The organism is Stenotrophomonas sp. NY11291 (genome assembly GCF_023277365.1).
Taxonomy (GTDB): Bacteria; Pseudomonadota; Gammaproteobacteria; order Xanthomonadales; family Xanthomonadaceae; genus Stenotrophomonas; species Stenotrophomonas geniculata.
This window is the reverse complement of sequence record NZ_CP096975.1, coordinates 4,900,001-4,924,286: the sequence shown is the minus strand read 5'-3', so window position 1 is coordinate 4,924,286 and position 24,286 is coordinate 4,900,001. Positions and strand designations below refer to the sequence as shown.

Sequence of the window (24,286 nt, the reverse complement as noted above, 5' to 3'; positions counted from 1 at the left end):
TACTTCGATCATTCCGACGTTCATCCACGCATGCCGTGGATCTACCGTGTCGACCAAGGTCGACACCCACCAGAGCAGAACGCCGTGCCGACAGCTCGCAGGAAACTGTCGAAGGCGGGGTGGGTCCGGTTGAGGGGGTGTGAGCGGCATGGATGCCGCGACCAAGCCCCCATGGTGAAGTGACCCCCGAGACTTGGACGGGGTCAAGCGGCCGATTGGGCCTGCTCCCGGTACTTTACCGGGCTCAGGCCTTTCAGTTTCAGTTTGATGCGCTCTTCGTTGTAGTACTGGATGTATTCCACCAGCCCAGCCTCCAGACTCTCGATGCTGTCAAAGCTGTTCAGATAGAAGAACTCCGACTTCAGCGTCCCGAAAAAGCTCTCCATTGCCGCATTGTCCAAGCAGTTGCCACGCCGGGACATGCTTTGCTTCAACGAGTGCTTTTCCAGCATGTGCCGGTAGTTTTCATGCTGGTACTGCCAGCCCTGGTCAGAATGGATCATGGGGCGCTCATCCGGGGAAAGCTTGCTGATGGCCTCCTCCAGCATCTGACCCACCAGATCGAACACGGGCTGGCGCTTGATCTGATAAGCCACGATTTCACCGTTGTAGAGGTCCATGATCGGCGACAGGTACAGCTTCATGCCCTGCACCTTGAACTCGGTCACGTCAGTCACCCACTTCTGGTTGGGCCGCTCGGCCTGGAACTCACGATTGAGGTCATTGCCAACCACAATATTGGCCGCTCCCTTGAAGGCCCGATAGCGCTTCACGCGCACGCGCGATTTCAGGCCCATCTCCCCCATCAGGCGCTGTACCGCTTGCGATTGGTCCGATGGCCCTGATTGGCCAATTCCAGCGTTACCGTGCGATAGCCATAGCGCCCTTGGCTTTGATCGTAGATTGCACGGATGCGCTCGCGCAGATCTGCCTCGTCCTGATCCGGATGGGCCAGGACATGGTTCTGGTAATAGAACGTACTGCGTGACAGCTCTGCCGCTTCGAGCAGAAGCGACAGCGTATGAACCTGCCTCAATCCTTGGATGGCTTGCGCTTTGCGTCTCGCGCCGCCTGCTCTTCCCGGATCAAGGCATCGAGTTTTTTTAGGTAGTCGGTCTCCGCGCGCAGATAGGCGACTTCCTTGAGCAGCTCATCGCGGCTCATATCCTCAGGTGGCTTGGACGAACGGGTCTTTTTCATCGGCTTTCGGGGCGGCGGCAGGGGCGGTGCCAACGCTTGGGCACCGCCCTGAGCATACAGGCGCCGCCACTGCCCCACTGCGCCGGCATCACCAATCTGAAAGTAGGTGGTGGCTTCGCGCCCGGACATGCCGTCCTGGCTCATCTTCTCCAGGACAGCCAGCTTGAACGCGAGGTCATAGGACCGGGCCTGGCGGTGAAACCCGCGCCAACCGTGCAGCCGATAGGTCGCCACCCAGCGCCTGACCGTGGAAAACTCCAGGCTGTGGCGACGAGCAACGGCTTTGACCGATGTGGAGGTCTTGCAGGCCTCTTTGGCGACCTGCAGTTTGAAACGCGCGTCGTATCTGTTCATGTATCCCTCGGGGTTGGATCTGGTGTCCAACTCCCGGGGGTCACTTCATGGATGGGTTTACGGCGTCCCCCTCAACCGGACCCACCCCGCCATCCCAAGGAATACCCGCTTTTGACGTTGACGTTGATTCGGCAGGTGCAGGGCGCAGCCCTGCCGCCCCCGTCATTCCGCGATCAGCACCAGGCCATCGGGGAACACGATCGCCGCTTCATCGGCGCTCACATCGAAGAACCCCACGCCGTGCTTCTCGGCCAGGTCCTGCACGCGACCATGCGCGTGCTCGGCCACCGAATAGGTGAATGCGCCATAGATCACCTGCTGACCGATGCTGTACTCGGTCACTTCGGCACGATCGTCATCGTCGTTGCTCAATGGGCCGTTCAACGGCGGGAAGTCCTGCGCCATCTCCGTGAACCACGCCTGCAGCGCCGGGCTGCTGACGGCCGGGTCGTCATACTCGTGGCGCTCGTTCCACTGCGTCTGCTTTTCGAACCAGGCGATGAAAGCCGCCGCCTCACGTGGGGCGGCGCTGGCCTCGAACACCATCATGTCGTAACTCATTGAACCGTCCTGTTGCAGTGCCGGGGTCTGCGGGCACATAGGGTAGCGCGCTACGTCTGCGTCGCCGTGTCCATTGCCAGCCCCGGCGCCAACGCTTTCGCCTCCGGGAACAACGCAAAGCGCAGCCCGATCAGGCCCATCAGCGCCTCGTCGCGGGCCTTGCAGGCGCCCACGCTGCCGACCCGGCCCAGCGAGGTATCCAGCCGCTCACGCAGCGCCTCGGCCGCCACAATGGGTTTGCGCGCGGCGATCTGACGGCGGTAATGCACGGCGATCTCTTCCAGGATGTGCTCGACCGCTTCGCGGCTGCGCTCGGGCAGCTCCAGCCGCGCGCGGCGCAGCTGCAGGATGTTCAGGCCGATGCGCGCCTCATTGAGCATGTCCACCGAAGCGATGTCACTGCCCTCGGGCGTCGCCGCCAGGCGCGGTGCGAGCAGGCCCAGCAGGTCGAGCATGCGCGCGGCGAAGCGCTGGCGGTCCTGCTGGCCACGCCCTTCGGCGGCTTCGGCCAGCGTGGTCCAGCCCTGCCGCACCAGCCGGCGCGCGGTCCATTCGGCACCCACCGAACGGAACAGGCGGGTCATCACCACCGCAAAGCCAATGCCGATGAACATTGCGATGGACGAGTTGAGGAAGGTCTGGATGTTGGCGCTGTAGGTGTTCTGCAGGCTCAGCAGCGCGGCCAGGTTCACCGTCAGCGGCAGCGCGAACAACGCGCTCTTGGGGTGGTGCAGCATCAGCCCCAGCGGCAGGAACGCCACCGCCAGCACCAGTGCCAGCAGGCCAAAGTCGTGCACGGCCGGGAACACGCCGAACAGGTAGACGCCGGCCACCACCGAGGCGACCATCGCCCACACCAGGAACGACACCATGCTCGGTGCCGGATCGTCCTGTGCGGCGAAGAACGCGGCGGTCACCGCGGCCATCATCGCGCCGTTGCCGCCGCCTTCCCAACCCAGCGCGATCCACAACACGCAGTAGCTCATCAGTGCCACGCCGGCACTGAGCGCGGAGAACAGCGCCATGCCGTAGTCGACGTGCTTGTCGGCGGCCACGCGTTCGGTGCGGATGCGGTAGTGCGCGCGGTCCAGCGGCGCGGTGCCGTGGTCGATGGCGTGCTGCAGGGTGCGGCAGTCCTGCCACAGGTCCACCAGTTCTTCCAGGCGCAGCAGCAGGCTGGCGAGCTGCAGGTGCTGCAGGTCGCGGTCCACCTGCGGCTTCAGCGCACTGATGCGTGCGCGCAGGCGGGCGTACTCGCTGGCATTGGTCGGCCCGTCGAGCCAGTCGTGGATGTCGTCGATCAGCTCCGGCAGGCCTTCCGGCAACGCCTGGCCATCGCTGCGCAACGCACTCAGGCGATCGGCAATCGAGGACAGCACCGGCAACAGCAGCAGCATGCGCTCGCGCAGGCGCTCCATCGACACCGCCGACCCTGCATGGCGTGGATCATCGCGGCGCAGGAATTCGATCAGCGCCTCGAACTGCACCAGATCGGCGGCCAACCGGTTGCGCGGCGCGTGTGCACGGCCACGTTCCAGGATCTGCCGGCACCACTGCGCGGCGTCCTCCATCCAGTTGCCGATGCGGGCGCGCAGCATCGGGCGCACCGAGGCCGGGAACAGCAGCGAGGCGAACAGCACAGCCACCACCGTGCCGAGGATGATCTCCTCGCTGCGCGCCACCACCGTGTCGAAGATGGTTTCCGGCGAGGTCACTGCGGGGAAGCCGATGAAGGCGGTGGTGTAGCCGGCCAGCAGGAACGCGTAGCCGCGCGGCCCGCGGTTGAGCAGGGCCATGAACAGGCAGCCGGCCAGCCAGATCGACATCGCCGCGCTCAGGACCAGCGGCGTTTCCACCAGTGCCGGCAGCACCAGCAGGGTGGCCAGGCCGGCCACCAGGGTGCCGACGATGCGGTACACGCCCTTGGCACGGGTCGGGCCCAGCAGCGGCTGGCTGACGATGTACACCGTGCCCATCGCCCAGTACGGGCGCGACAGGTTGCCGGCCATGGCGATGTACAGCGCGGCCACCGCGGCCAGGTAGGTCTTGATCGAGAACAGCCAGGCCTGGCGGTCGGTCAGCGCGTTCATGGCTTACTTCGCCGAGGCCTGTGCGGTGGTCGGCGCCGCGGGGGCGACCGTTGCCTGCCAGCCGCCACCCAGCACCAGGAACAGATGGATCTGGTCGCGCGAGACCTGCGCTTCGGCAGCGGCCAGGGTGGCATCGCTGGTGGCCAGGCTGCGGTCTGCATCCAGGCTGGACAGGTACGGCGTGCGGCCGCCCTGGTACAGCCGGCGGTTCTGCTCGGCGGCCAGTGCGGCCTGTTCCTGCGCGATGCGCAGCGACTGCAGCCGGCGCAGGTCCTGCGCATAGCGGTCCAGCGCAGTCTGGGTCTCGCGCAGCGCCTGCAGCACGGTGTGGTCGAACTCGGCCAGCGCCGCGTCGGCACCGGCCTCGGCAGCGTGGATGCGCGCATGCGTGCCCGACGACGGCAGCGTCCACGAAATCAGCGGGCCGATCGACCACTGCTGGGTCATCGGTGTGCCGAAGTCTTCCAGCAGGCCGGCGGCGCCCACCGAGGCACCCAGGCGGATGTCCGGATACAGCTCGGCGGTGGCCACGCCAATGCGCGCGGTGGCCGAGGCCAACTTGCGTTCGGCCTGGCGCACGTCCGGGCGGCGCTGCAGCAGCGCGCGGCCATCACCGACCGGCAGCGGCTGCGCCAGGCCGGGGGCGTGTGCACAGTCGATCACGCCAGCCGGCAGCTGGCCCGGGGTCTGCCCGAGCAGGGCGGCCAGCGAATAGGCGGCCGCCGAGCGCTGCGCATGCAGCGGCGGCAGTGCAGCTTCCAGCAGCGCCACCTGGACATTGGCGCGGGCCAGCTCCGGCGGCGTGCCACGGCCAGCCGCGATCAGGCGCTCGGTAACGGTGCGGCTGCGCTGTTGCAGCTGCAGCGAATGCTCGGCCACGTGCAGTTCGTGGTTGGCGTGGCAGATTTCCAGGTAGCTGTCGGCCACCTGGGCGACCACACTGACCTGGGCCAGATCGCGTGCCGCCGCCACCGACTGCTCGTCGGCACGCGCCGCTTCGGCGCCGCGCTTGAGCTTGCCGAACAGGTCGAACTGGTAGCTGACCGCGAACTTGCCATCGGCCAGGTTGATCACCGGCAGCTCGTGCTCCTGCAGGAACGATTCGGCCGACAGCTGCGCGCGGCTGACGCCGGCCTCGGCCTCGTACTCGAAGCCACCGGCGTCCAGCGCCTGTTCGTACACGGCGGCGGCGCGGCGCAGGTGCGCATCGGCGGCCTTCAGTTCCACGTTGTCACGCAGCGCCTGGGTGATCAGCCCATCCAGCACCGGGTCGTTGTACAACGACCACCAGCGGTCGGGCAGCGCCTGGTTGGCGGCCACCTGCGGGTTCTGCGTATCGATGAAGGCCGCATTGGCCTCCGGGCGCTTGAACGCCGAGCCTTCCGGCAGCGCGTAGTCCGGGCCGACGGTCCTGCACGCGGCCAGGCTGGCCAGCGCGACGATCAGGCCGAGACGGGGCAGGGTGGCGTTCACAGGCCCGCCTGTGTCGGCGCGGTGCCGACCTTGTCTGCATGCTTGGTGCTGTTGGTCTGTACGGTCACCGTGGCGGTACGGCCGGCAATCAGCTCAACGCCCTTTGGCACTTCGTCGATCGCGATGCGCACCGGAATGCGCTGCGCCAGGCGCACCCAGTCGAAGGCCGGGGTCACGTTCGGCAGCAGGGTGCTGCCGTTGCTGCGGTAGCGATCCTCGATGCCGGCGGCGATGCTCTCGACATGGCCGCGCAGCGGCGCCGATTCGCCCATCAGGCGGATGTCCACGCGCTGCCCCCGGGCCACGCCGCGCAGGCGGGTTTCCTCGAAGTAGCCGTCGATGCGGAACGAGCCGGTGTCCAGCAGCGCCAGCACCGGCTTGCCGGCCACCACGTAGTCGCCCACGCGCATGGTGCGGTCGTTGACCCGGCCATCGGCCGGTGCGCGCACCTCGGTGCGGCCCAGGTTGAGCTCGGCCAGGTCGACCGCCGCCTGTGCGGTGCCCAGCGCAGCCTGTGCAGCCTGCAGCTTGGCGCGGCGCACTTCGGCGTCCTCGGCGGCGACCAGATCCTGCAGGCTGCGGTCACGGCCGATTTCGCGGCGCAGCTGCGCCACCGAGGCCTGGCGCTCGGCCAGGCTGGCCTTGGCCTGTTCCAGCGCGATGCGGTAGCGCGCGCGGTCGATCACGAACAGCACGTCGCCCTTCTTCACCGCCTGGTTGTCGGCCACGTTCACCGTTTCCACCAGCCCGGACACGTCCGGTGCCACCTGCACCACGTCGGCACCGACATGGGCGTCGCGGGTCCACGGCTCATCCATGTAATAGACCCACAGCTGGCGCAGCACCAGCAGGGCGACGATCACGGCTGCGCTGGTCAGCAGTATGGGCAGGGTCTTCTTCACGATCTTGTTCACGATTGCATCCAACGCAGGAGGTGGAACAGCAGGCCCAGCACGATCCCGTACAGCGCCAGGTTGAACAGCGCCGGGTGCCATACATGGCGATAGGCGCCGGCACGCTGCAGCAGCGCGTGCAGGCCGCTGTTGACCAAGTAGGCCAACAACATCAACCCGAGCAGGGTCGGGACGAACACTCCATGGAGACTGAATTCACCGGGCATCGGAAGGGGCGGGGGCGAGGTGGGGGGAGGGGAGGGACAACAGAACAACGGCAACGGGCAAAAGCCGCTGGCGTATGCACGGCAGCGGCGGTGTTCGGGGGCAGCGCTCTTACGTGATGCGGTCGGCGGCCTCGGCCAGCAGGCGCCAGGCCTTCAGCACGGCGTGCAGTTCATCCATGGAAAGCTCGCCGAACACGTCCTGGCGCAGGCCGATCAGCTGGTCTTCCAGCTCGCTGACCAGCGCCTGCCCGGCGTCGGTCAGCCACAACAGGTTGGCGCGGCGGTCGCTGGCATCGCTTTCGCGGCGGACCAGGTCGCTGGCGCACAGCTTGTCCAGCAGGCGCACCAGGGAAGGACCCTCCATGCCCAGCTGCTGGGCCAGCGCCACCTGGCGGATGCCACCGCCGGAGCGGCCGATCATCAACAGGGGCATGGTGCAGGCGGTGGAGATGCCGTAGCTGCCGAGCCGACTGTCGGCCAGGCGCTGCCACTGCCGCCCTGCGTACAGCAGGCCGGAGCTGAGCTGCATCTGCAGCACGGTGCGCTCGTCGAGGGGTCGGTCCATAAGAGATAGATAGGATACTACTAATTTCATTCCTATCAATAGGTTTTTCTGAATGGGTGGGGTGTAGTGAGGAAAGCGTTGCGCCTGCGTGGTGTCGGGTGGGGCAGCGGGCGCCGGACGGTGCAGGACACGCCGTGAACCCATCCTTGGGGGCTCGGCCGCGGCATCCATGCCGCGGACGGTCCTGCCCCGCCCGGCCCCCGCTGCCTTCCCATCCCCCGCGAGCGCGGTGGGTTGGCTCTTTAAAGGCAGGGGCAGAAGCCAAAGCTGTGCGGACCAACGGTTCGCACCCACCACAGCAGTCGCGCAGTCGCGCGGCGCTTCCGAAGCCATGAACCCAAGCTTTTGACCCCGCTTTCGGGCGGTCCGGCCGCGCCCGCAGGAAAACGTCAGGGAGGGGGAGAGGGGGCTGCGCAGGACCGTTGGCGCCATGGATGGCGCCATCGAGCCCCCAGGGACGGGTTGTGGTGGTCTAATCAACTTGGACACTCGATAGGATCAATTTCAAGCATCGAGGTAGACCCATGGCAAAGCAGATCACTCAGGGCATGAGGGACGAGGCGGTTCGCCTTGTGGTTGTGGAGGGGCAGACAGTCAGGGACGTCTGCCAGCTGATGGATGTCGGCCCGACGGCGCTGAGGCGCTGGATCGAGCAATGGCGTCGAAAACATGACCCGCAGGCCGAGGCACCGCCCGTAGATGCCCAGGTCAGAATCGCCGAGCTGGAGGCCCAGAATCGCAGGCTCAAGGAGGAGCGCGACCTACTAAAAAAATCCATCGCCTTCTTCATTCGGGACAGCGATCACCGGAACAGGTGATCCAGGAATTGGGGAAGGTCGCTCCGATCCGGTTGGTGTGTCAGTTGATGGACTATCCCCGTAGCAGCTACTACGCCTGGCTGCACCGGGAGCCCGGATTGACCGGGAACTGCTGGCCCAGGTTGATCTGGTTCGTCGCATTCATCAGTCCCACCGGGGGAGCTGTGGCTCTCGCAAGATGGCCAGGGAGCTGACCAATCGCGGCCTGCCAGTGGGTCGCTACCGCGCCCGGACGCTGATGCGCCGGGCCGGCGTCAGGGCGCGGCAGCACCGGCGGCACAAGTACCACAGTCTGGGGCCGCAGGCACTGACCGCGCCCAACGTGTTGGAACGCCAATTCAACCCGGAGGCACCCGACCAAGTTTGGGCAGGGGATATCACCTACATCCCGACCCAGCAAGGCTGGCTCTATCTGGCCATCGTGGTGGATCTGTTTGCCCGACGGATCGTGGGCTGGGCCCACTCTCACGAAGGGGATGCCTGGCTGGCCGTCAGAGCCCTGCGTGGGGCTCTGAAACAGCGTCGTCCCAACGGGCGACTACTTTTCCACTCGGATCAAGGTCGGCAGTACACCAGCCATGCCATGGCCGAAATTCTGCGTGACAACGGCATCACCCAAAGCATGAGCAGGAAGGGCAACTGCTGGGACAACGCGGTGGTGGAACGGGTTTTCGCCACCCTCAAAGGGGAGTGGCTTTACTCCAAATACCCCACTCGACAGGAGGCTGCAGCAGACATCGAGCAATTCGTGGACTGGTACAACCACCGTCGGCCGCACAGTGCCAACGGCCTTGTGCCACCTGCGCTTTGTGAAGAGCAGGTGGCCTGAACTCCCTTTGGGAGTGTCCAAAAATACTTGACCACCACAGGTTCACGGCGTGTCCTGCGCAGCCCCTCTCCTCCTCCAATCCGATAGCAACGACGCGCCAGCAACGACCCCCGATGAACCGTCCCAACAGGACGACCCACCCCCCGGTCGGGTACGATGCTCGCCCCCCGTTCGGGACGCTGTACGCAATGAGCAAGAACAACGAAAAGGCCGCCCCGCAGGGCGACGTGACCCAGGACCAGGCCGAGGATGCCGTGCGCACCCTGCTGCGCTGGGCCGGTGAGGACCCGTCCCGTGAAGGCCTGCTGGATACCCCCCGCCGTGTCGCCGAAGCCTATGGCGACTGGTTCAGCGGTTACCGCGACGACCCGCGCGCCTACATGGAGCGGACCTTCGAGGAAGTGGCCGGCTACGACGAACTGATCGTCCTGCGGGACATCGAGTACGAAAGCCACTGCGAGCACCACATGGCGCCGATCATCGGCCGCGTGCACGTCGGCTACCTGCCGGCCGGCAAGGTGGTGGGCATCAGCAAGCTGGCCCGCGTCGTCGAAGCCTACGCCCGTCGTTTCCAGGTGCAGGAGAAAATGACCGCGCAGATCGCCCAGTGCATCCAGGATGTGCTGCAGCCGATCGGTGTCGGCGTGGTCGTCGAAGGCGCCCACGAGTGCATGACCACGCGCGGCATCCACAAGCGCGGCGTCAGCATGGTCACCTCCAAGATGCTGGGCAGCTTCCGCGACGACGCGCGCACCCGCGCCGAGTTCCTGCGCTTCATCGAAGTGGGCGGCAAGCGCTGAGCCGCTTGCCCGCACCGCGCCGGCCCCTGCAGGCCGGCATGCCCACGGCTGCCCCCGCGGCAGCCGTGCATGGCGGCTCGTCCCTGTCAGCCCTACAGACTTCTTTCGCTGCATGAAGCATCGCGAACGCATTGCCCGTTACCGCCACCTGCGCGAACAGCCCCAGTGGAAGCTGCTTGCCGCCGACCACGCCCCGGAAATCATCGGCCTGTTGCAGGGCCTGCTGATGGACGGCGAGCGCACGTTGCCTTCGTCGGTGCTCAACGAGCGCCTGCAGCGCGCGCTGGACCAGCTGGCCGGCGATGAACTCTCGCGCGAGCTGCCGCGTACCGCGCAGGCCTACATCGCGCACTGGCTGGCCCAGGGCTGGCTGGAACGCCGTTTGCCCGAAGGCGCCGACCAGGAGCAGTACGAGCTGTCCACCGCCGCACTGCAGGCGATCCGCTTCGCCGACGGCCTCGAGCAGGCCCGCGTGGCCGCTACCGAAAGCCGCCTGGCGCTGGTCATTGAGCAGCTCTCGGCGCTGGCTGCGCAGACCGAAGCCGATCCTGATGCGCGCCTGTCCGCGCTGCACGACGAGCGCGACCGCATCGATGCCGAAATCGCCCGGGTCGGCACTGGCCGCGTGGTTGCGCTGGACGGCAAGCGCGCGCTGGAACGCACCCGCCAGATCATCGGCCTGGCCGACGAGCTGACCGAGGACTTCCGCCGTGTGCGCGATGACTTCGAGCAGCTCAATCGCGATTTCCGCGAACGCATCATCGACGACGAGGGCGAGCGCGGCGACGTGTTGTCGCAGCTGTTCGAAGGCGTGGATGTCATCGGCGAAAGCGACGCCGGGCGCAGTTTCCAGGCGTTCTGGCGCCTGCTCAACGACGCCGAGCAGAGCGCCCAGCTCGATGCCGCGCTGGAAGCGGTGCTGGCGCGTGGCTTTGCGCGCCGCCTGGACCGCAACGAACGCAACTTCCTGCGCAGCTTCACCAGCACCATGCTCGAACGCGGTGGCCAGGTGCACGACGTGCTGCAGAACTTCGCGCGCAGCCTGCGCGGCTTCGTGCAGAGCCGTGGCTACCTGGAACAGCGTCGCCTCAACCAGCTGCTGAAGCAGGCGCAGTCCGAAGCGCTGGCCCTGCGCGACGAATTCCCCGCACAGCGTGGCATCGGCCGTGACCTGCAGTTGACCACCAGCCGCCTGCGCTCGTGGTCGCAGTGGAGGCTGCACGATCCGCGCAGTGCCCAGGTCGATGGCAATGTCGAATACAACGACGCCGCGGCCATCAGCCTGGAAAGCGTCGGTGATCTGGTCGCTTCGTCCGAAATCGATTTCCGTACCCTGCGCCGCGACCTGCACGACCTGCTCGATGCACAGCCGCGGCTCAGCATCGCCCAGGCCCTGTCGCAGCGCGAAGCGCCGCAGGGCCTCGGCAGCGTCATCGGCTACCTGTCGCTGGGCACGCGCTTCGGCAACGTGGTTGCCGGCGAGCAGGAGCTTGCGCAATGGCGTGGTGGCGACGGCCAGATCCGTCGCGCCCGCATCCCGCTGGTTTGGTTCACTCAGGAGAGACGCCATGAGCTGGCATGAAGATCCCATCGACGCACCGCAGGCCGACGTGGCGGAAGACGCCTACGAGGCCGAGCCGGTGGCGGCCGTGGCGCAGCCCCGCCGTGGCAACGACGTGTATTACCTCGGCGATACCGGGCGCCTGCCGCTGGACGCACGCCGCGCGCTGTGCCAGCTGCTGATCGGCCCCAGCATCGACCAGCTGCGCCACGCCAAACTGTGGCCGGCGCTGATCCGCAGCGAGGCGGCCATCCGCTCGTCGCTGGCGGACCTGTTCCTGGAACTGGTGCTCGATCGTGACAGCGGCGTGGCGTTCACCCGCCAGGCCGATACCGAAGACGTTGATGCGCCGGTGCTGCTGCGCACCTCGCCGCTGACCTTCATCGACTCGGTGCTGCTGCTGTACCTTCGCCAGCAGCTGGCCGAGGCCGATGCGCGCGGCAACCGCGCGGTGGTCGCCGATGCCGAGATGGCCGAAGCGTTGGCCATCTACGAAAAGAACCTGTCCACCGACCGCGCCGGCTTCAACCGCCGTGTCGCTTCGGCGGTGCAGAAGATGAAGGACAACCACATCCTGACCCGCCTCAGCGGCCAGGAAGACCGCCACGAAGTCTCGCCGGCGCTGAAGCTGCTGTTCTCCGCCGAAGACGTGTCCCAGCTCTCGGCGGTCTACCGCCAGCTGCGCGAAACCCCGGCCGCCGAGGCCTGAGAGACCCGACCATCGCATGGCTATCTCCAAGCACACTCCCGCCCTGTTCAACGAAGGCCTGCCGGACCCGCGCCTGCAGCAGTTCCGCATGCGCCGCCTGCAGGTGCACAACTGGGGCACCTTCAACGGCCTGACCGAAGTGCCGATCGCCGAGCGCGGCTTCCTGTTCGTCGGCCGTTCCGGCTCGGGCAAGTCGACCCTGCTCGATGCCATGTCCGCGCTGCTGACGCCGCCGGCCATCGTTGACTTCAACGCCGCCGCGCGTGAAGCCGAGCGCAGTGGCCGCGACCGCAACCTGGTGTCCTACGTGCGTGGCGCATGGGCTGACCAGCAGGACAGCGGCACCGGCGAAATCGCCACCCAGTACCTGCGCAAGGGCGCCACCTGGACCGCACTGGTGCTGGAATACCGCGCCGGCGATGGCCGCGTGGTCAGCCTGGTGCGCCTGCTGTGGATCTCCGGCAACGGCACCTCGGCCGGTGACGTGCGCAAGCACTACATGATTGCCGAGCGCCCGTTCGACATCGCCAAGGATCTTGGTGGGTTCGACCTGGACCTGCGCAAGCTCAAGCAGAAGCTGTCCGACCTGCACCACTTCGACACCTTCTCCGGCTACGCCGAGCGCTTCCGCGACCTGCTCGGCATCGACAACGAGATGGCGCTGCGCCTGCTGCACAAGACGCAGTCGGCGAAGAACCTGGGTGACCTCAACGTCTTCCTGCGCGACTTCATGCTCGACACGCCGAAGACCTTCGACGCCGCCGAGCGTCTGGTCAGCGACTTCGCCGAGCTCGATGGCGCGCACCAGGCGGTGGTCACCGCCCGTCGCCAGGTGGAGACCCTGCTGCCGGCACGCGCCTACTACAACGACCTGAAGGAAATGCACCGCCGGCGCGGCGACGACGAAGCCCTCAAGCTCGGCGTCGACAGCTTCCGTGAAAGCCGCCGCCAGGCGCTGATCGAAGCGCGCCTGCGCGAGATGGACGTGCGTGACCGTGGCCTGCTCGGGGAAGAAGCCCAGCGCCGTGCCGCACTGGACAACCACACCGAGCGCCTGGCCGAGCTGGAACTGCAGCGCCGCCAGCAGGGCGGTGAGCGCATCGAGGAACTGGAACGCGAGCAGGGCCGTGCCGAAGCCGAGCGCGACCGCCGCCAGGCCAAGCGCGAGCAGGCACGCCAGGCGGCGCAGCAGCTGCAGGCGGAACTGCCGGACGACGCCCACGGCTTCGCCGAGCTGGTCGAGCGCGCGCAGAACGAGCTGCAGGACCGCCAGCGTGCCTCTTCGGCGCTGGACGACGCGATCAGCGATCGCCTGGGTGGCAAGCGCGATGACGAGCGCCGCTTCGGCGAAGTCCGTGCGGAACTCGAAGCGATGCAGCGCACGCCGTCCAACATCCCTGCGCCGATGCAGAAGCTGCGCGCGCGCCTGGCCGAGGAAACGGGCATCGCCGAAGCAGCGCTGCCGTTCGTTGGCGAACTGATCCAGGTCCGTTCCGAAGAGCAGGGCTGGCAGGGTGCTATCGAGCGCGTGCTGGGCGGTTTCGCGTTGTCGCTGCTGGTCGATGACAAGCATTACAACGACGTCGCCGAGTGGGTGAACCGCACCCACCTGGGCATGCGCTTCACCTACTACCGCGTGCGCCGCAACGATGATGCGTTCGCGCGCGAGCCGTCGGCGAAGTCGCTGCTGCACAAGCTGGAACTGCGCGAGCACGTGTTCGAAAGCTGGCTGCGCCGTGAGCTTGGCAAGCGCTTCGACTACGAGTGCGTCGATGCCAAGCAGCTGCGCAACGTCGATCGCGGCATCACCCGCGAAGGCCAGGTCAAGCATCCGGGCGACCGCTTCGAGAAGGACGACCGCAGTGCGGTGGGTGACCGCCGTCGCTGGATTCTCGGCTTCAACAACCACGACAAGGTCGGCGCCTTCGAGCGTGAAGCACAGGAACTGGCCAAGCGCATCGCCGGCTGCGAGACCGACATCGCGCGCCTGCGTGGCCAGCGTGATCGCGACAACGAACGCCGCCTGGCCTGCCACGAGCTGGTCAGCATCAGCTGGAACGAGATCGATATCGCCGCCCCGCAGCAGCGCCTCAGCGATATCGAAGCGACGCTGCGCGACCTGCGCGAAGGCAATGCCGACCTCGCCAAGCTGGCCAAGCAGATCGATGCGGTGCGCGCGGACATCGAACAGTCGCGCCGCACCTATGAAGACGTGCGTGTCGAGCGCGGCCAGCTGGTCAAGGAGCGCGATCGCCTTGACCGCGCACGCCAGCAGAGCCGTGCGCTGGTGCTGCCGAGCCTGGCCCAGGAGCAGGAAGCCGGCCTCGCCGAGCGCCTTCAGGAGCAGGGCCCGCTCAGCCTGGAAACGCTGGAAGCGCACATGCGCCAGGTCAGCAACGCGCTGAACGAGCAGCTGTCTTCCTCGCAGCAGGACCTCAACCGCATCGAGAACCAGCTGATCGGCTGCTTCCGTCGCTTCATCCAGCAGTGGCCGGAGGAATCGGGCGACTTCACCGTCTCGGTGGCCTCGGCCGAGGACTTCCTCGCGCGCCTCGAACGCCTGGAACGCGATGGCCTGCCGCAGCACGAAGAGCGCTTCTTCGACCTGCTGCAGAACCAGAGCAAGAACAACCTGCTGGCCCTGCAGCGGCACAGCGCCGAGGCCCGCAAGTCGATCGGCCAGCGCCTGGACGAAGTGAACGCCAGCCTGGAACAGGTGCCGTTCAACCGAGGCACGCTGCTGACCATCGAACTGAACGACCGACGCCTGCCGGAAGTCGGCGAGTTCCATCTGCAGCTGCGCGAAGTGCTGTCGCAGCAGCAGACCGAGCAGCGCGAGCTGGCCGAATCGCAGTTCACCGTGCTGCGCCAGCTGGTCAACCGCCTGGGCTCGCAGGAAGGCGAGGACAAGCGTTGGCGCGAGCTGGTGCTGGACGTGCGCATGCACGTGGAGTTCATCGGCGTCGAGCTGGATGCGGAAACGCGCCAGCAGGTCGAGATCTACCGCAGCGGCGCCGGCAAGTCCGGTGGCCAGCGCCAGAAGCTGGCCACGACCTGCCTGGCGGCCGCGCTGCGCTACCAGCTCGGTGGTGCCGACAGCCAGCTGCCCAGCTACGCCGCAGTGGTGCTCGACGAAGCCTTCGACAAGGCCGATAACGAGTTCACCGCGCTGGCGATGAACATCTTCGACAACTTCGGCTTCCAGATGGTGGTCGCCACCCCGCTGAAGTCGGTGATGACGCTGGAACCGTTCATCGGCGGCGCCTGCTTCGTCGAGATCAGCGGCCGCCACGACTCCGGCGTGCTGCTGATCGAGTACGACGAAGAAGGCAAGCGCCTGAAGCTGCCCGAGCGCAGCCGCCAGCAGGCCAACGAACCGGAAGAAGCCGAGGCCTGAGCGCCTCGGGCAATCCACCTGTAGGGCCGAGCCATGCTCGGCTGCTCTTCGCGACCTGAAACAATGTGCCAACCAAGGTTGGCACCTGCCATTTCATAACGTCCCTCACGAACCGCGGAACGTATCCCACGCCATCCGCGCGATCAGCACCACCACCAGCCCCACGAACAGCTTGCGGATGAACGGCGTGCCGCCCTTCAGCGCCAGGCGCGTGCCCACCACCGAACCGATGATGTTGGCCGCCGCCATCGGCAGCGCGAACAGCCACAGGATGTTGCCGGTCGGCACGAAGAATGAGATCGCCGCCACATTCGTCGCCAGGTTCACCACCTTCGATGCCGCTGACGCGCGCAGGAAATCCAGGCCGAAGAAGCGCACGAACAGGAAGATCAGGAAGCTGCCGGTGCCCGGCCCGAAGAAGCCGTCGTAGAACCCGATCGCCGCACCGATCGCCAACGCGATCACCAGTTCGCGGCGGCCGATCTCCTGCGGCCGGTGCAACGCGCCGAAGTCCTTCTTCCACAGTGTGTAGCCCAGCATCGCGATCAGCAGCACCAGCACCAGTGGGCGCACCGCGTCCTTGGGCAGCAGGCTTACGGCCGTGGCCCCGGCGAAGGAGAAGATGAAGGCCGTACCGGCCGCGAACAGCACCGGTTTCCACGGGAAGCGCACGTTGCGCGCATAGCGCCAGGCCGCCGCACCGGTACCGAACATCGAACTGAACTTGTTGGTACCGAACAGCATGGCCGGCGTCTGCTGCGGCAGCACCGTGAACAGGCCAGGCAGCTGCACCAGGCCACCGCCACCCACGGCGGCATCCACAAGACCGGCGATGAAGGCGATCACCACCAGCCACCACAACTCAGGGGGAACCAGTTCCAGCACGGCGATCAATCAAGGTGGGGGCGCGACAGCATACGCCTGTCCTGTACCCGGCGACCTGTGCCGTGCGTGGATCAATCCGCGCAACCCGGCGACAATGCTGATATGAGCCGAAAACCTGCCGATCCCTGTCCCTGCGGCCTGCCCGCCGACTATGCCGCCTGCTGCGGCCGCTTCCACGCCGGTGAAGCCGCGCCGGATGCCGAGCGCCTGATGCGTTCGCGCTACAGCGCCTATGTGCGGGGCCTGGCCGACTACCTGCGCCAGAGCTGGCACCCGGATACGCGTCCGGCCGAGTTGTCGCTGGATGATGCGCCCGGTCAGCGCACGCATTGGCTGGGCCTGACCGTGCACGAGCACACCGTCACCGGCGCCGACAGCGCTGAGGTCCGGTTCACCGCGCGCTACCGGGTGGGCGGCGGCAGCGCGGTGAAGATGACCGAGCACAGCCGCTTCCTGCGCATCGAAGGCCGCTGGTATTACCTCGACGCGCTCTGAGCCTCAGCCACCGCGTACTGCCAGCACGCCCTGCCCGGCATAGGTGCGCACCTGGTTGCGGCCGCCGTCCTTGGCGACGTACAGCGCCCGGTCGGCAGCCTTGACCACCGCCGCCGGCCGCGGACCGACGCGGGTGTCGGCCAGACCGATGCTTACCGTTACCTGCACTACCTGTCCGCTGCCGCCGCGCCCGCGCTGCCGGCGCCCGGCGTCATCGTCGCGGCTGCGGGTGCTGCGGTCACGCAGCTGCATGCGCGTGTCCTCGATGCTCTGCCGCAAGGCTTCCACGGCATCGACACAGGCCATTGCCGGGCGGTCCAGGAACACCACCGCGAACTCCTCGCCGCCATAGCGGAACGCACGTCCACCATCACCGACCCGCGCCAGCCGCGAGGCCACCAGGCGCAGCACGTCGTCGCCGGTGTCGTGGCCGTGGGTATCGTTGAACGATTTGAAATGGTCCACGTCCACCATCGCGATGCTGTAGGTGCCGCGTGCCCGCTGCAGGGTATCGTTGAACGCGCGGCGCCCGGGCAGGCCGGTCAGCTCATCGCGGAAGGCCATGTGGAAGGACTCCTGCAGCATCGCACCCAGCATCAGCAGCAGGGCAGCGCTGCTCAGCGTCGGCAGCAGCACCGGCTGCAGGAATACCCGTGGCAGCATCCACCACAGGCACAGCAGGGCCAGCAGCATCGCCGTGTGCAGCGGCCGCGGATGCCGCCAGGCCTGCCAACCCAGCGCCGCCGTGGCCAGCAGGAACAGCAGCGCCGGCAGCTGCGCCAGCGCGTTCCAGTCGGCCGGGATCCACGCCCAGTGACGGTTCGACAGCAGATCGTGCATGCCGCGCGGCTGCTGCGTGGCCAGCAGCAGGAAGATCAGCAGCGCCGTACCGCTGGCGACGGAGCGCAACAGCAGGTCGTGGCGGCGCCGCCCGCGCTCCGGCCACAACGACAGGCCGGCGAACAGCAATGGCAGCCACGCCGAGATGGCATGGAAGCGCAGGGGTGTCAGCGCGCCGACATGACCGTTGCGCAGGTAGCCGCCGACATCCTGGTGCAGCAGCGCGAACATGACCGCCACCACCAGCAGCAGGCACAGCGACCGTACCTGATGGTAGAGCAGGGCCAGGCCGGCACCGAGGCAGGCCAGCAGCCAGGGCAGGATGCGCTGCGCCGGGCTGGCCACGTCTGCGGTATCCAATGCGGTCCATACCACCACGGCAACCAGCAGGGCGGGCAGCACGAACAGGTAGTGCGCAGGCTGGCGGAGCGGATGCAGGGGCAAGCAGGAATTCCAGCGCGGTGACGACGCGGCCGCAGCATTGCCGTTAGCGGCGTGCGGGGTGGCTTCTTGAATGCGGCAGGCTCATCCATGTGAACGAAGTGACGCTGAACCATGACATTGCACTCACCGTCCAGCGCCGATGCTGCCCACATGGACAGCGTACCCGCCGCCGTCGCTGCCCCGCAGCACGATCTCGCCCACCAGTTCGCACGGGTGCGTGCGCGCAGCATGCAACTGGCCGCGCCGCTCAGCGCCGAGGACGCCATGCTGCAGAGCATGGCCGATGCCAGCCCGAGCAAATGGCACCTGGCCCACACCACCTGGTTCTTCGAACGCTTCGTGCTGGCGGGTTTCACCGCTGCACCGGCGCATGACCCCGCCTGGGATTACCTGTTCAACAGCTACTACAAGAGCATCGGGCCGGCGCATGCCCGGCCGCAGCGTGGGCTGCTGTCGCGGCCATCGCTGCAGCAGGTGCGCGACTACCGCCAGCAGGTCGATGCACAGGTGCAATCGCGGCTGGCGGCAGGCGACCTTGATGAGCAGGCACTGCAGCATCTGCAGTTGGGCCTGCAGCACGAACAGCAGCACCAGGAACTGCTGCTCACCGACATCAAGCATGCGTTCTGGTGCAACCCGTTGCAGCCCGCCTACCGCGAGGACCTGCAGCCTGCCGCCAGCGCTGCCAGTGCGCAGGGCTGGATCGAATCACCCGAGCGCATCGTCACCGTCGGTGCCGCAGCCTGGCCGCAGCACGCCGCCTTCGCCTACGACAACGAATCGCCGGCGCATCGCGTGCTGCTCCCCGCGCATGCGCTCGCTGAGCGTCCCGTCAGCAATGCCGAGTACCGCGCCTTCATCGACGCCGGCGGCTACCGCGAGCCGCGCTGGTGGCTTAGTGAAGGCTGGGCAATGCGTGAAGCCGAGGACTGGCGGCATCCGCTGTACTGGGATGACGCCCTGCAGCGCGAGTACACCCTGGGCGGTTGGCGCGAGCTGGATCCGCACGCGCCGGTCTGCCACCTCAGCTACTACGAGGCCGATGCCTTCGCCCGCTGGGCCGGCGCGCGCCTGCCCAGCGAGTTCGAGTGGGAGGCCGCTGCCGCGTCGCAGCCGCTGCGCGGCCATTTCGCCGATGACGATCGGCTGCACCCGCAGGCAGGGCAGGGCAGTGGACTGCGGCAGCTGTTCGGCGATGTATGGGAATGGACCCACAGCGCGTATGGCGCCTACCCGGGCTTCCGCCCCTTCGCCGGCAACCTCGGTGAATACAACGGCAAGTTCATGTGCGGGCAATGGGTACTGCGCGGCGGCAGCTGCGTGACGCCCCGCGGCCATGTGCGCGCCAGCTACCGCAACTTCTTCATGCCACCGGCGCGCTGGCAGTTCTCCGGGCTGCGTCTGGCCAGGGACCTCGCATGAGTACGGTGCAGGATGCGCTGCAGGCGTTGACCGATCTCACCCCCGGCCGCCAGCAGGTCCTCACCGACGTGGTGGCCGGGTTGTCGCGCACGCCCCGCCAGCTGCCGTCCAAATACTTCTACGATGCACGCGGCTCGCGCCTGTTCGAGCAGATCACGCAGACCCCCGAGTACTACCCCACGCGCACCGAGCTGGCCCTGCTGGCGCGCGTGCTGCCGGACATCGCCCGCACCGCTGGCCCGCGCCTGCACGTGGTGGAGCTGGGCAGCGGCAGCGGACGCAAGACCGCGCTGCTGCTGGCCGCGCTGCAGAACCCCGTGGCCTACACCCCGATCGAGATCTCGCGCGCCGCGCTGCTGTCCAGCATCGACCATCTGGCACCGGCGCTGCCCGAGGTGGAGATGCTGCCGGTCTGTGCCGACTTCACCCATCCCGTGGCCGTGCCCCTGCCCGAACGCGAGGCCGCGCGACGACTGCTGTTCTTCCCCGGTTCCACGCTGGGCAACTTTGAAGGCGAAGACGCCGTCGCCCTGCTGCTGGCGATGCGCCAGACGATGGGGCGCGACGGCCTGGCCCTGGTCGGGATCGATCTGCACAAGGACCCGGCCCTGATCGAGGCGGCCTACAACGACGCGCAGGGCCTCACCGCCGCATTCACCCTCAATCTGCTGGCGCGCCTCAACCGCGAGATCGGCAGCGACTTCGATCTCGATGGCTTCCGTCATCGTGCCCGCTACAGCGTCGCGCGGCTGCGCATCGAGACCGATCTGGTCAGCCAGCGGGCACAGGACGTCCATCTGGATGGCCGGACCTTCCACTTTGTGGCCGACGAACCGATTCGTGTGGAGTACAGCCACAAGTACACCGACGACAGCTTCGAGGCGCTGCTGCAGGAGGCGGGACTGCAGGTCACGCAACGCTGGAATGCCGACAGTCCCGCCTACGGCCTGCGCCTGCTGCGTGCCATCTAGGGCGGACGGCCAGCCGGTGCCCCTTCAGGTTCAGCAGTACCGCTACCCCTAAGATGGCCGTGCAACGGCAACACGGAGGACGCCATGCCCATTCTGACCACGCTCGGCCTGGCGGCCGCTCTCGCCTCACCCCCCGTGCTGCCTGCAGCATCCAATGCCACCGTCGATCCGGCCTTCAGCCGCTGCCTGGCGGGCCTGCAGGCCACCGCTGCGACACAAGGCATCAGTCCCGACCGTTTCAACGAGATCACCGCCGGGCTCACCCCGGACCCCAGCGTGCTCGGCCTGCTCGATGCGCAGCCCGAATTCACCACGCCGATCTGGGACTACCTGGCCGCGCTGGTCGATCGCCAGCGCGTGGCTGATGGTCGCGCCATGCTGCAGCAGCACCGCGACCTGCTCGATCGGGTCTCGGCGCAGTACGGCGTCGATCCGGCCACCATCGTCGCGGTCTGGGGTGTGGAGAGCGACTACGGCCGCGTGTTCGGCAAGCGCCCGTTGCTGCAATCACTGGCCACGCTGTCCTGCGCCGGCCGTCGCCAACCCTTCTTCCGCGGTGAACTGCTGGCGCTGCTCAAGCTGATCGACCGCGGGGACCTGCAGGCCCAGGGCCTCACCGGTTCCTGGGCCGGTGCCTTCGGGCATACGCAGTTCATGCCCAGTACCTATGCACGCATCGCCGTGGACGGTGATGGCGATGGCCGCCGCGATCTGGTCGGCAGCGTTCCCGATGCGCTGGCGTCCACCGCCAACTACCTCAAGCGCGCCGGGTGGCGCAGCGGAGAGCCGTGGGGCATGGAAGTTCGCGTTCCTGCCGGCTTCAACGCCAGCCAGGCGGGGCGCACCCAGCGTCGCGCCCTGGCCGACTGGCGTGCGCAGGGCGTGACCGCGCTGGATGGCAGCGCGTTGGCTCCGGTCAACCTGCCGGCGGATGCGCGCGCCGCCCTGCTGCTGCCGGCCGGCAACAAGGGCCCGGCATTGCTGGTGTTCCGCAACTACGACGCGATCTACAGCTACAACGCTGCCGAAAGCTACGCGCTGGCGATCGCCACGCTGGCCGACCAGCTGCGTGGCGGCACGGGCCTGGCCACGGCCTGGCCGACCGATGATCCCGGTATCGGCCGCGATGAGCGCCGCCTGCTGCAGACCCTGCTGCTGGCCCGCGGCCACGACATCGGAAGCGCCGACGGCATGATCGGTACGGCCACGCGTCGCGCTATCCAGGTCGAGCAGCAGCGCCTGGGCTGGGCCAACGCAGATGGGCGCGCGGGACAGCGTATCCTTCGCACTCTGCAGAACGCGGCGCGCACTGCACCGGTGCCCACGCGTTTCATGCTTCCCAGCAACTACAGTGCCGTGCAATCGCCGGCCATACGGAGTCGATCCCACGTGCAGCAGATCCAGGGTGTACGCAGCGGGCAGTACCAGGGGCTCGATGCCTGGCTGGTGGAAACCGGCGACGCCAGCGCGGCCATCAGTGTGTTTGGCGGCCAGCTGCTTTCCTTCGTGCCCAAGGGCCAGCCGGATCTGATGTGGCTGTCCCCCCGGCGCGCCGAACTGCCCACGCCGATCCGCGGAGGCAGCCCCGTCTGCTGGCCGTACTTCGGCCGCCAAGGCCAGGGCAACGACGTGCCCGCCCACGGTTTCGTCCGTACCGTGCCGTGGGAACTGCAACAGGCCCGTCGCTTGGACGACGGCAGCATCGAGCTCACGCTGGCACCCCCGGTGCTGCAGAGCCTGGACCTGCGATTGAGGATGACTGTGCGTGTAGGCCGCCAGTTGACCCAGCGACTGATCACCGAGAACGTCGGCAGTTCCCCTGCCAGCATCACCCAGGCGCTGCACAACTATTTCCGCGTGGGTGATGCCAGCGCGGTGGATGTGGACGGCGTGGACGGACTGGACTATCTGGACAAGTTCGAGAACTATGCGACGCCGCGTCGGCAGCAGGGCGCCTGGACGTTGCGCGATCCCCGTGATCCCGGGCGCAGCGACCGCATCTACACGCAGGCCAAGGGTCACTATGTCCTGCGTGATCCGGTGCTGAAACGCCGCATCGACATCCGTACGGAAGGAAGCCGCTCGCTGGTGGCGTGGAATCCCGGTGCCGAGGCTGCAGCGAAGATGGCAGATGTGGGTGAGGGCTGGCGCGACTACGTCTGCCTGGAAGCGGCCAACGCCGGACCCGACGTGGTGACCCTGCCGCCGGGTGGCAGCCATGTGCTGTCACAGACATTGTCCGCGGCACCGTGGACACCGGTAACCCGGTAACGAATCAACGCAGCAAGGATGTTTTCATGCAGGACGCACAGTGGTGGTACGCCAACAGCAGGCAGAGCGAAGGACCGGTGGACCTGGCCACCCTGCGTCGCCTGCAGCAGGATGGCACGGTGACGGCACGCACGCTGCTGTGGCGCGAAGGCATGCCCTCGTGGCGCCCCTTGGCGGAGCTGGAACAGGATTCAACGCCCATCGAGATGGCGCCGGCTCCGGATATCGACACAGCCCCACCGGTTGAGGTCGTTGCGCCAAGTGTCGGCGATCCGTCCGATCCGTATCGAGCCCCCGCCGCTGCACCGGATACGGCTGCCGCCGCGGGGCTGGAGGGCGAGATGGCCTTGTACGCCAGCGTGGTCGGCGGCAACTTCCCGATCTATCGCCAGCGCTGGCGGCTGGATCAGGGCATTGCCACCGCCAGTGGAACCTGGCACTGGCCGGCCTTCCTGCTCGGCCCGATCTGGATGATGTACCGCAGGATGTACCGCCTGGCGGCAATGTGGGTCGGCCTGCTGCTGCTGATCAGCGTGGTGGAGACCTTGCTGGATGTGCCCGAAGGCGTGTCGCTGGTCATCACCATCGCGCTCAGCGTCACCACCGGCACCTTTGGCAACACCTGGTACCTGGCACACTGCCAACGCCTGATCGCCCAAGCCCGTGCCGTCAGCGGCGGCGATGACGCACGGCTGCGCAGCGAGCTGACCGCACGCGGCGGCACCAGCGTGGTCGCCACACTGGCCGCCATCGTCATCTCGGTGGTGTTGAGCACCGTCGGCGCCGCACTGGCGGGGTAGGACAGGTCAGCGGCCCTGACGCGGCCGCAGCACCAGCAGGCACAGCGCACCGGCCACCAGGCCCCAGAACGCCGAACCGATGCCGGCCAGTGAGACGCCGGAGGCGGTGACCAGGAAGGTGACCAGTGCCGCCTCGCGGTCCTGCTCTACTGCCAGCGCACTGGCCAGGCTGTTGGCGATGGTGCCGAACAGCGCAATACCGGCCACGCAGGCCACCAGCTCCTTCGGGAACGCAGCGAACAGCGCGGCCACGGTGGCACCGAATAGTCCGATGACGATGTAGAAGGCACCTGCCGCCATGGCGGCGGTATAACGTCGTGCCGGGTCCTCATGCGCATCGCGACCCATGCAGATCGCCGCGGTGATTGCCGCCAGGTTCAGCGCGTACGCCCCGAATGGTGCCAGCAGCGTATTGACCACACCGATCCAGCCGATCAGCGGCGACACCGGGGCGTCGTAGCCGGAGGCCCGCATCACCGCCACGCCCGGAATGTTCTGCGAGGCCATGGTGACCACGAACAGGGGCAGGGCGATGCCGGCCACCGCCGTCCAGGACAAGGATGGGGTCACCCATTGCGGTACCGCCAGTTGCAGCTGTACCTGCTGTGCGTGCAGCAGGCCACGGCTGGCCGCGACCGCGATGCCGACCAGCAGGGTGGCGATGACCGCATAGCGCGGGAA

18 protein-coding genes and 2 pseudogenes (1 of these 20 only partly in view) are annotated in these 24,286 nt (G+C 67.3%); 10 read left to right on the top strand and 10 right to left on the bottom strand.

All coding sequences use genetic code 11. The features are described 5' to 3' along the window. Positions 1 to 203: 203 nt before the first annotated feature. The 7 genes and pseudogenes from M1L61_RS22945 to M1L61_RS22915 all read right to left on the bottom strand — a co-directional run bounded on the left by M1L61_RS22945 (position 204) and on the right by M1L61_RS22915 (position 7,363). Positions 204 to 1,554 (bottom strand): annotated as a pseudogene (locus M1L61_RS22945) (IS3 family transposase). Between the two features lie 162 nt (positions 1,555 to 1,716). Continuing rightward, on the bottom strand, positions 1,717 to 2,115 hold the full coding sequence (locus tag M1L61_RS22940; RefSeq protein ID WP_126560700.1) for a hypothetical protein: 399 nt from the start codon (positions 2,113 to 2,115) through the stop codon (positions 1,717 to 1,719). Positions 2,116 to 2,165: 50 nt separating this feature from the next. Beyond that, complete coding sequence (locus M1L61_RS22935; protein ID WP_164192796.1) at positions 2,166 to 4,205, bottom strand: FUSC family protein; 2,040 nt, start codon at positions 4,203 to 4,205, stop codon at positions 2,166 to 2,168. 3 nt (positions 4,206 to 4,208) lie between these two features. After that, a complete protein-coding gene (locus tag M1L61_RS22930; protein WP_248854160.1) occupies positions 4,209 to 5,678 on the bottom strand; it encodes an efflux transporter outer membrane subunit in 1,470 nt (489 codons plus the stop codon). Beyond that, positions 5,675 to 6,592 (bottom strand): HlyD family secretion protein, encoded by a 918-nt coding sequence (locus M1L61_RS22925; RefSeq protein ID WP_248854159.1) that lies wholly within the window; start codon positions 6,590 to 6,592, stop codon positions 5,675 to 5,677. Before M1L61_RS22925 ends, M1L61_RS22930 begins: the two co-directional genes overlap by 4 nt. Continuing rightward, entirely contained in the window at positions 6,589 to 6,798 is a 210-nt protein-coding gene (locus tag M1L61_RS22920; RefSeq protein ID WP_010487502.1) for a DUF1656 domain-containing protein, read from the bottom strand. The genes M1L61_RS22925 and M1L61_RS22920 overlap by 4 nt, the downstream gene beginning before the upstream one ends. Before the next feature lie 109 nt (positions 6,799 to 6,907). Further along, positions 6,908 to 7,363 (bottom strand): MarR family transcriptional regulator, encoded by a 456-nt coding sequence (locus M1L61_RS22915; RefSeq protein ID WP_008265191.1) that lies wholly within the window; start codon positions 7,361 to 7,363, stop codon positions 6,908 to 6,910. Positions 7,364 to 7,887: 524 nt separating this feature from the next. On the opposite strand from M1L61_RS22915, the pseudogene M1L61_RS22910 reads away from it, so the two are divergent. The 5 genes and pseudogenes from M1L61_RS22910 to M1L61_RS22890 all read left to right on the top strand — a co-directional run bounded on the left by M1L61_RS22910 (position 7,888) and on the right by M1L61_RS22890 (position 15,477). Then, a pseudogene (locus M1L61_RS22910) lies at positions 7,888 to 9,010 on the top strand (IS3 family transposase). A 188-nt stretch (positions 9,011 to 9,198) separates the two neighbouring features. Further along, complete coding sequence (folE, locus tag M1L61_RS22905; protein ID WP_004141296.1) at positions 9,199 to 9,810, top strand: GTP cyclohydrolase I FolE; 612 nt, start codon at positions 9,199 to 9,201, stop codon at positions 9,808 to 9,810. A 112-nt stretch (positions 9,811 to 9,922) separates the two neighbouring features. Next, positions 9,923 to 11,392, top strand: a complete 1,470-nt coding sequence (locus M1L61_RS22900; RefSeq protein ID WP_010487509.1) for a DUF3375 domain-containing protein — start codon at positions 9,923 to 9,925, stop codon at positions 11,390 to 11,392. Further along, positions 11,379 to 12,080, top strand: coding sequence for a DUF4194 domain-containing protein (locus M1L61_RS22895; protein ID WP_005421303.1), 702 nt, complete (start codon positions 11,379 to 11,381; stop codon positions 12,078 to 12,080). The genes M1L61_RS22900 and M1L61_RS22895 overlap by 14 nt, the downstream gene beginning before the upstream one ends. 16 nt (positions 12,081 to 12,096) lie before the next feature. Further along, entirely contained in the window at positions 12,097 to 15,477 is a 3,381-nt protein-coding gene (locus M1L61_RS22890) for an SbcC/MukB-like Walker B domain-containing protein (RefSeq protein WP_010487513.1), read from the top strand. A 105-nt stretch (positions 15,478 to 15,582) separates the two neighbouring features. Here M1L61_RS22890 and M1L61_RS22885 read toward each other — a convergent pair whose 3' ends face one another. Further along, entirely contained in the window at positions 15,583 to 16,362 is a 780-nt protein-coding gene (locus M1L61_RS22885; protein ID WP_029550807.1) for a TSUP family transporter, read from the bottom strand. A 102-nt stretch (positions 16,363 to 16,464) separates the two neighbouring features. Between M1L61_RS22885 and M1L61_RS22880 the strand changes: the two genes are divergently transcribed. Then, positions 16,465 to 16,857, top strand: a complete 393-nt coding sequence (locus M1L61_RS22880; protein ID WP_197656857.1) for a YchJ family protein — start codon at positions 16,465 to 16,467, stop codon at positions 16,855 to 16,857. Positions 16,858 to 16,860: 3 nt separating this feature from the next. Here the strand turns inward: M1L61_RS22880 and M1L61_RS22875 are convergent, their stop codons facing one another. Further along, entirely contained in the window at positions 16,861 to 18,141 is a 1,281-nt protein-coding gene (locus M1L61_RS22875; protein ID WP_248854158.1) for a GGDEF domain-containing protein, read from the bottom strand. Between the two features lie 150 nt (positions 18,142 to 18,291). On the opposite strand from M1L61_RS22875, the gene egtB reads away from it, so the two are divergent. From egtB to M1L61_RS22855, 4 genes are all read left to right on the top strand, one after another. Then, complete coding sequence (egtB, locus tag M1L61_RS22870; protein ID WP_248854157.1) at positions 18,292 to 19,563, top strand: ergothioneine biosynthesis protein EgtB; 1,272 nt, start codon at positions 18,292 to 18,294, stop codon at positions 19,561 to 19,563. Further along, a complete protein-coding gene (gene egtD / locus M1L61_RS22865; protein ID WP_191850359.1) occupies positions 19,560 to 20,534 on the top strand; it encodes an L-histidine N(alpha)-methyltransferase in 975 nt (324 codons plus the stop codon). The genes egtB and egtD overlap by 4 nt, the downstream gene beginning before the upstream one ends. Before the next feature lie 84 nt (positions 20,535 to 20,618). After that, complete coding sequence (locus tag M1L61_RS22860) at positions 20,619 to 22,805, top strand: lytic murein transglycosylase (protein ID WP_248854156.1); 2,187 nt, start codon at positions 20,619 to 20,621, stop codon at positions 22,803 to 22,805. Between the two features lie 26 nt (positions 22,806 to 22,831). After that, positions 22,832 to 23,605 (top strand): DUF2628 domain-containing protein, encoded by a 774-nt coding sequence (locus M1L61_RS22855; protein WP_248854155.1) that lies wholly within the window; start codon positions 22,832 to 22,834, stop codon positions 23,603 to 23,605. Between the two features lie 6 nt (positions 23,606 to 23,611). Here M1L61_RS22855 and M1L61_RS22850 read toward each other — a convergent pair whose 3' ends face one another. Continuing rightward, positions 23,612 to 24,286, bottom strand: the 3' portion of a protein-coding gene (locus M1L61_RS22850) for a benzoate/H(+) symporter BenE family transporter (RefSeq protein WP_248854154.1). It continues 513 nt past the right edge of the window; only the last 675 of its 1,188 coding nucleotides appear in the window; the start codon falls outside the window, past its right edge; it ends in the stop codon at positions 23,612 to 23,614.

Coding starts and splice junctions, on each gene's coding strand:
- M1L61_RS22940 (WP_126560700.1), bottom strand. CDS start 2,115: ATGAGTTACGACATGATGGTGTTCGAGGCCAGCGCCGCCCCACGTGAG.
- M1L61_RS22935 (WP_164192796.1), bottom strand. CDS start 4,205: ATGAACGCGCTGACCGACCGCCAGGCCTGGCTGTTCTCGATCAAGACC.
- M1L61_RS22920 (WP_010487502.1), bottom strand. CDS start 6,798: ATGCCCGGTGAATTCAGTCTCCATGGAGTGTTCGTCCCGACCCTGCTC.
- M1L61_RS22915 (WP_008265191.1), bottom strand. CDS start 7,363: ATGGACCGACCCCTCGACGAGCGCACCGTGCTGCAGATGCAGCTCAGC.
- folE (WP_004141296.1), top strand. CDS start 9,199: ATGAGCAAGAACAACGAAAAGGCCGCCCCGCAGGGCGACGTGACCCAG.
- M1L61_RS22900 (WP_010487509.1), top strand. CDS start 9,923: ATGAAGCATCGCGAACGCATTGCCCGTTACCGCCACCTGCGCGAACAG.
- M1L61_RS22895 (WP_005421303.1), top strand. CDS start 11,379: ATGAGCTGGCATGAAGATCCCATCGACGCACCGCAGGCCGACGTGGCG.
- M1L61_RS22890 (WP_010487513.1), top strand. CDS start 12,097: ATGGCTATCTCCAAGCACACTCCCGCCCTGTTCAACGAAGGCCTGCCG.
- M1L61_RS22880 (WP_197656857.1), top strand. CDS start 16,465: ATGAGCCGAAAACCTGCCGATCCCTGTCCCTGCGGCCTGCCCGCCGAC.
- egtB (WP_248854157.1), top strand. CDS start 18,292: ATGGACAGCGTACCCGCCGCCGTCGCTGCCCCGCAGCACGATCTCGCC.
- egtD (WP_191850359.1), top strand. CDS start 19,560: ATGAGTACGGTGCAGGATGCGCTGCAGGCGTTGACCGATCTCACCCCC.
- M1L61_RS22860 (WP_248854156.1), top strand. CDS start 20,619: ATGCCCATTCTGACCACGCTCGGCCTGGCGGCCGCTCTCGCCTCACCC.
- M1L61_RS22855 (WP_248854155.1), top strand. CDS start 22,832: ATGCAGGACGCACAGTGGTGGTACGCCAACAGCAGGCAGAGCGAAGGA.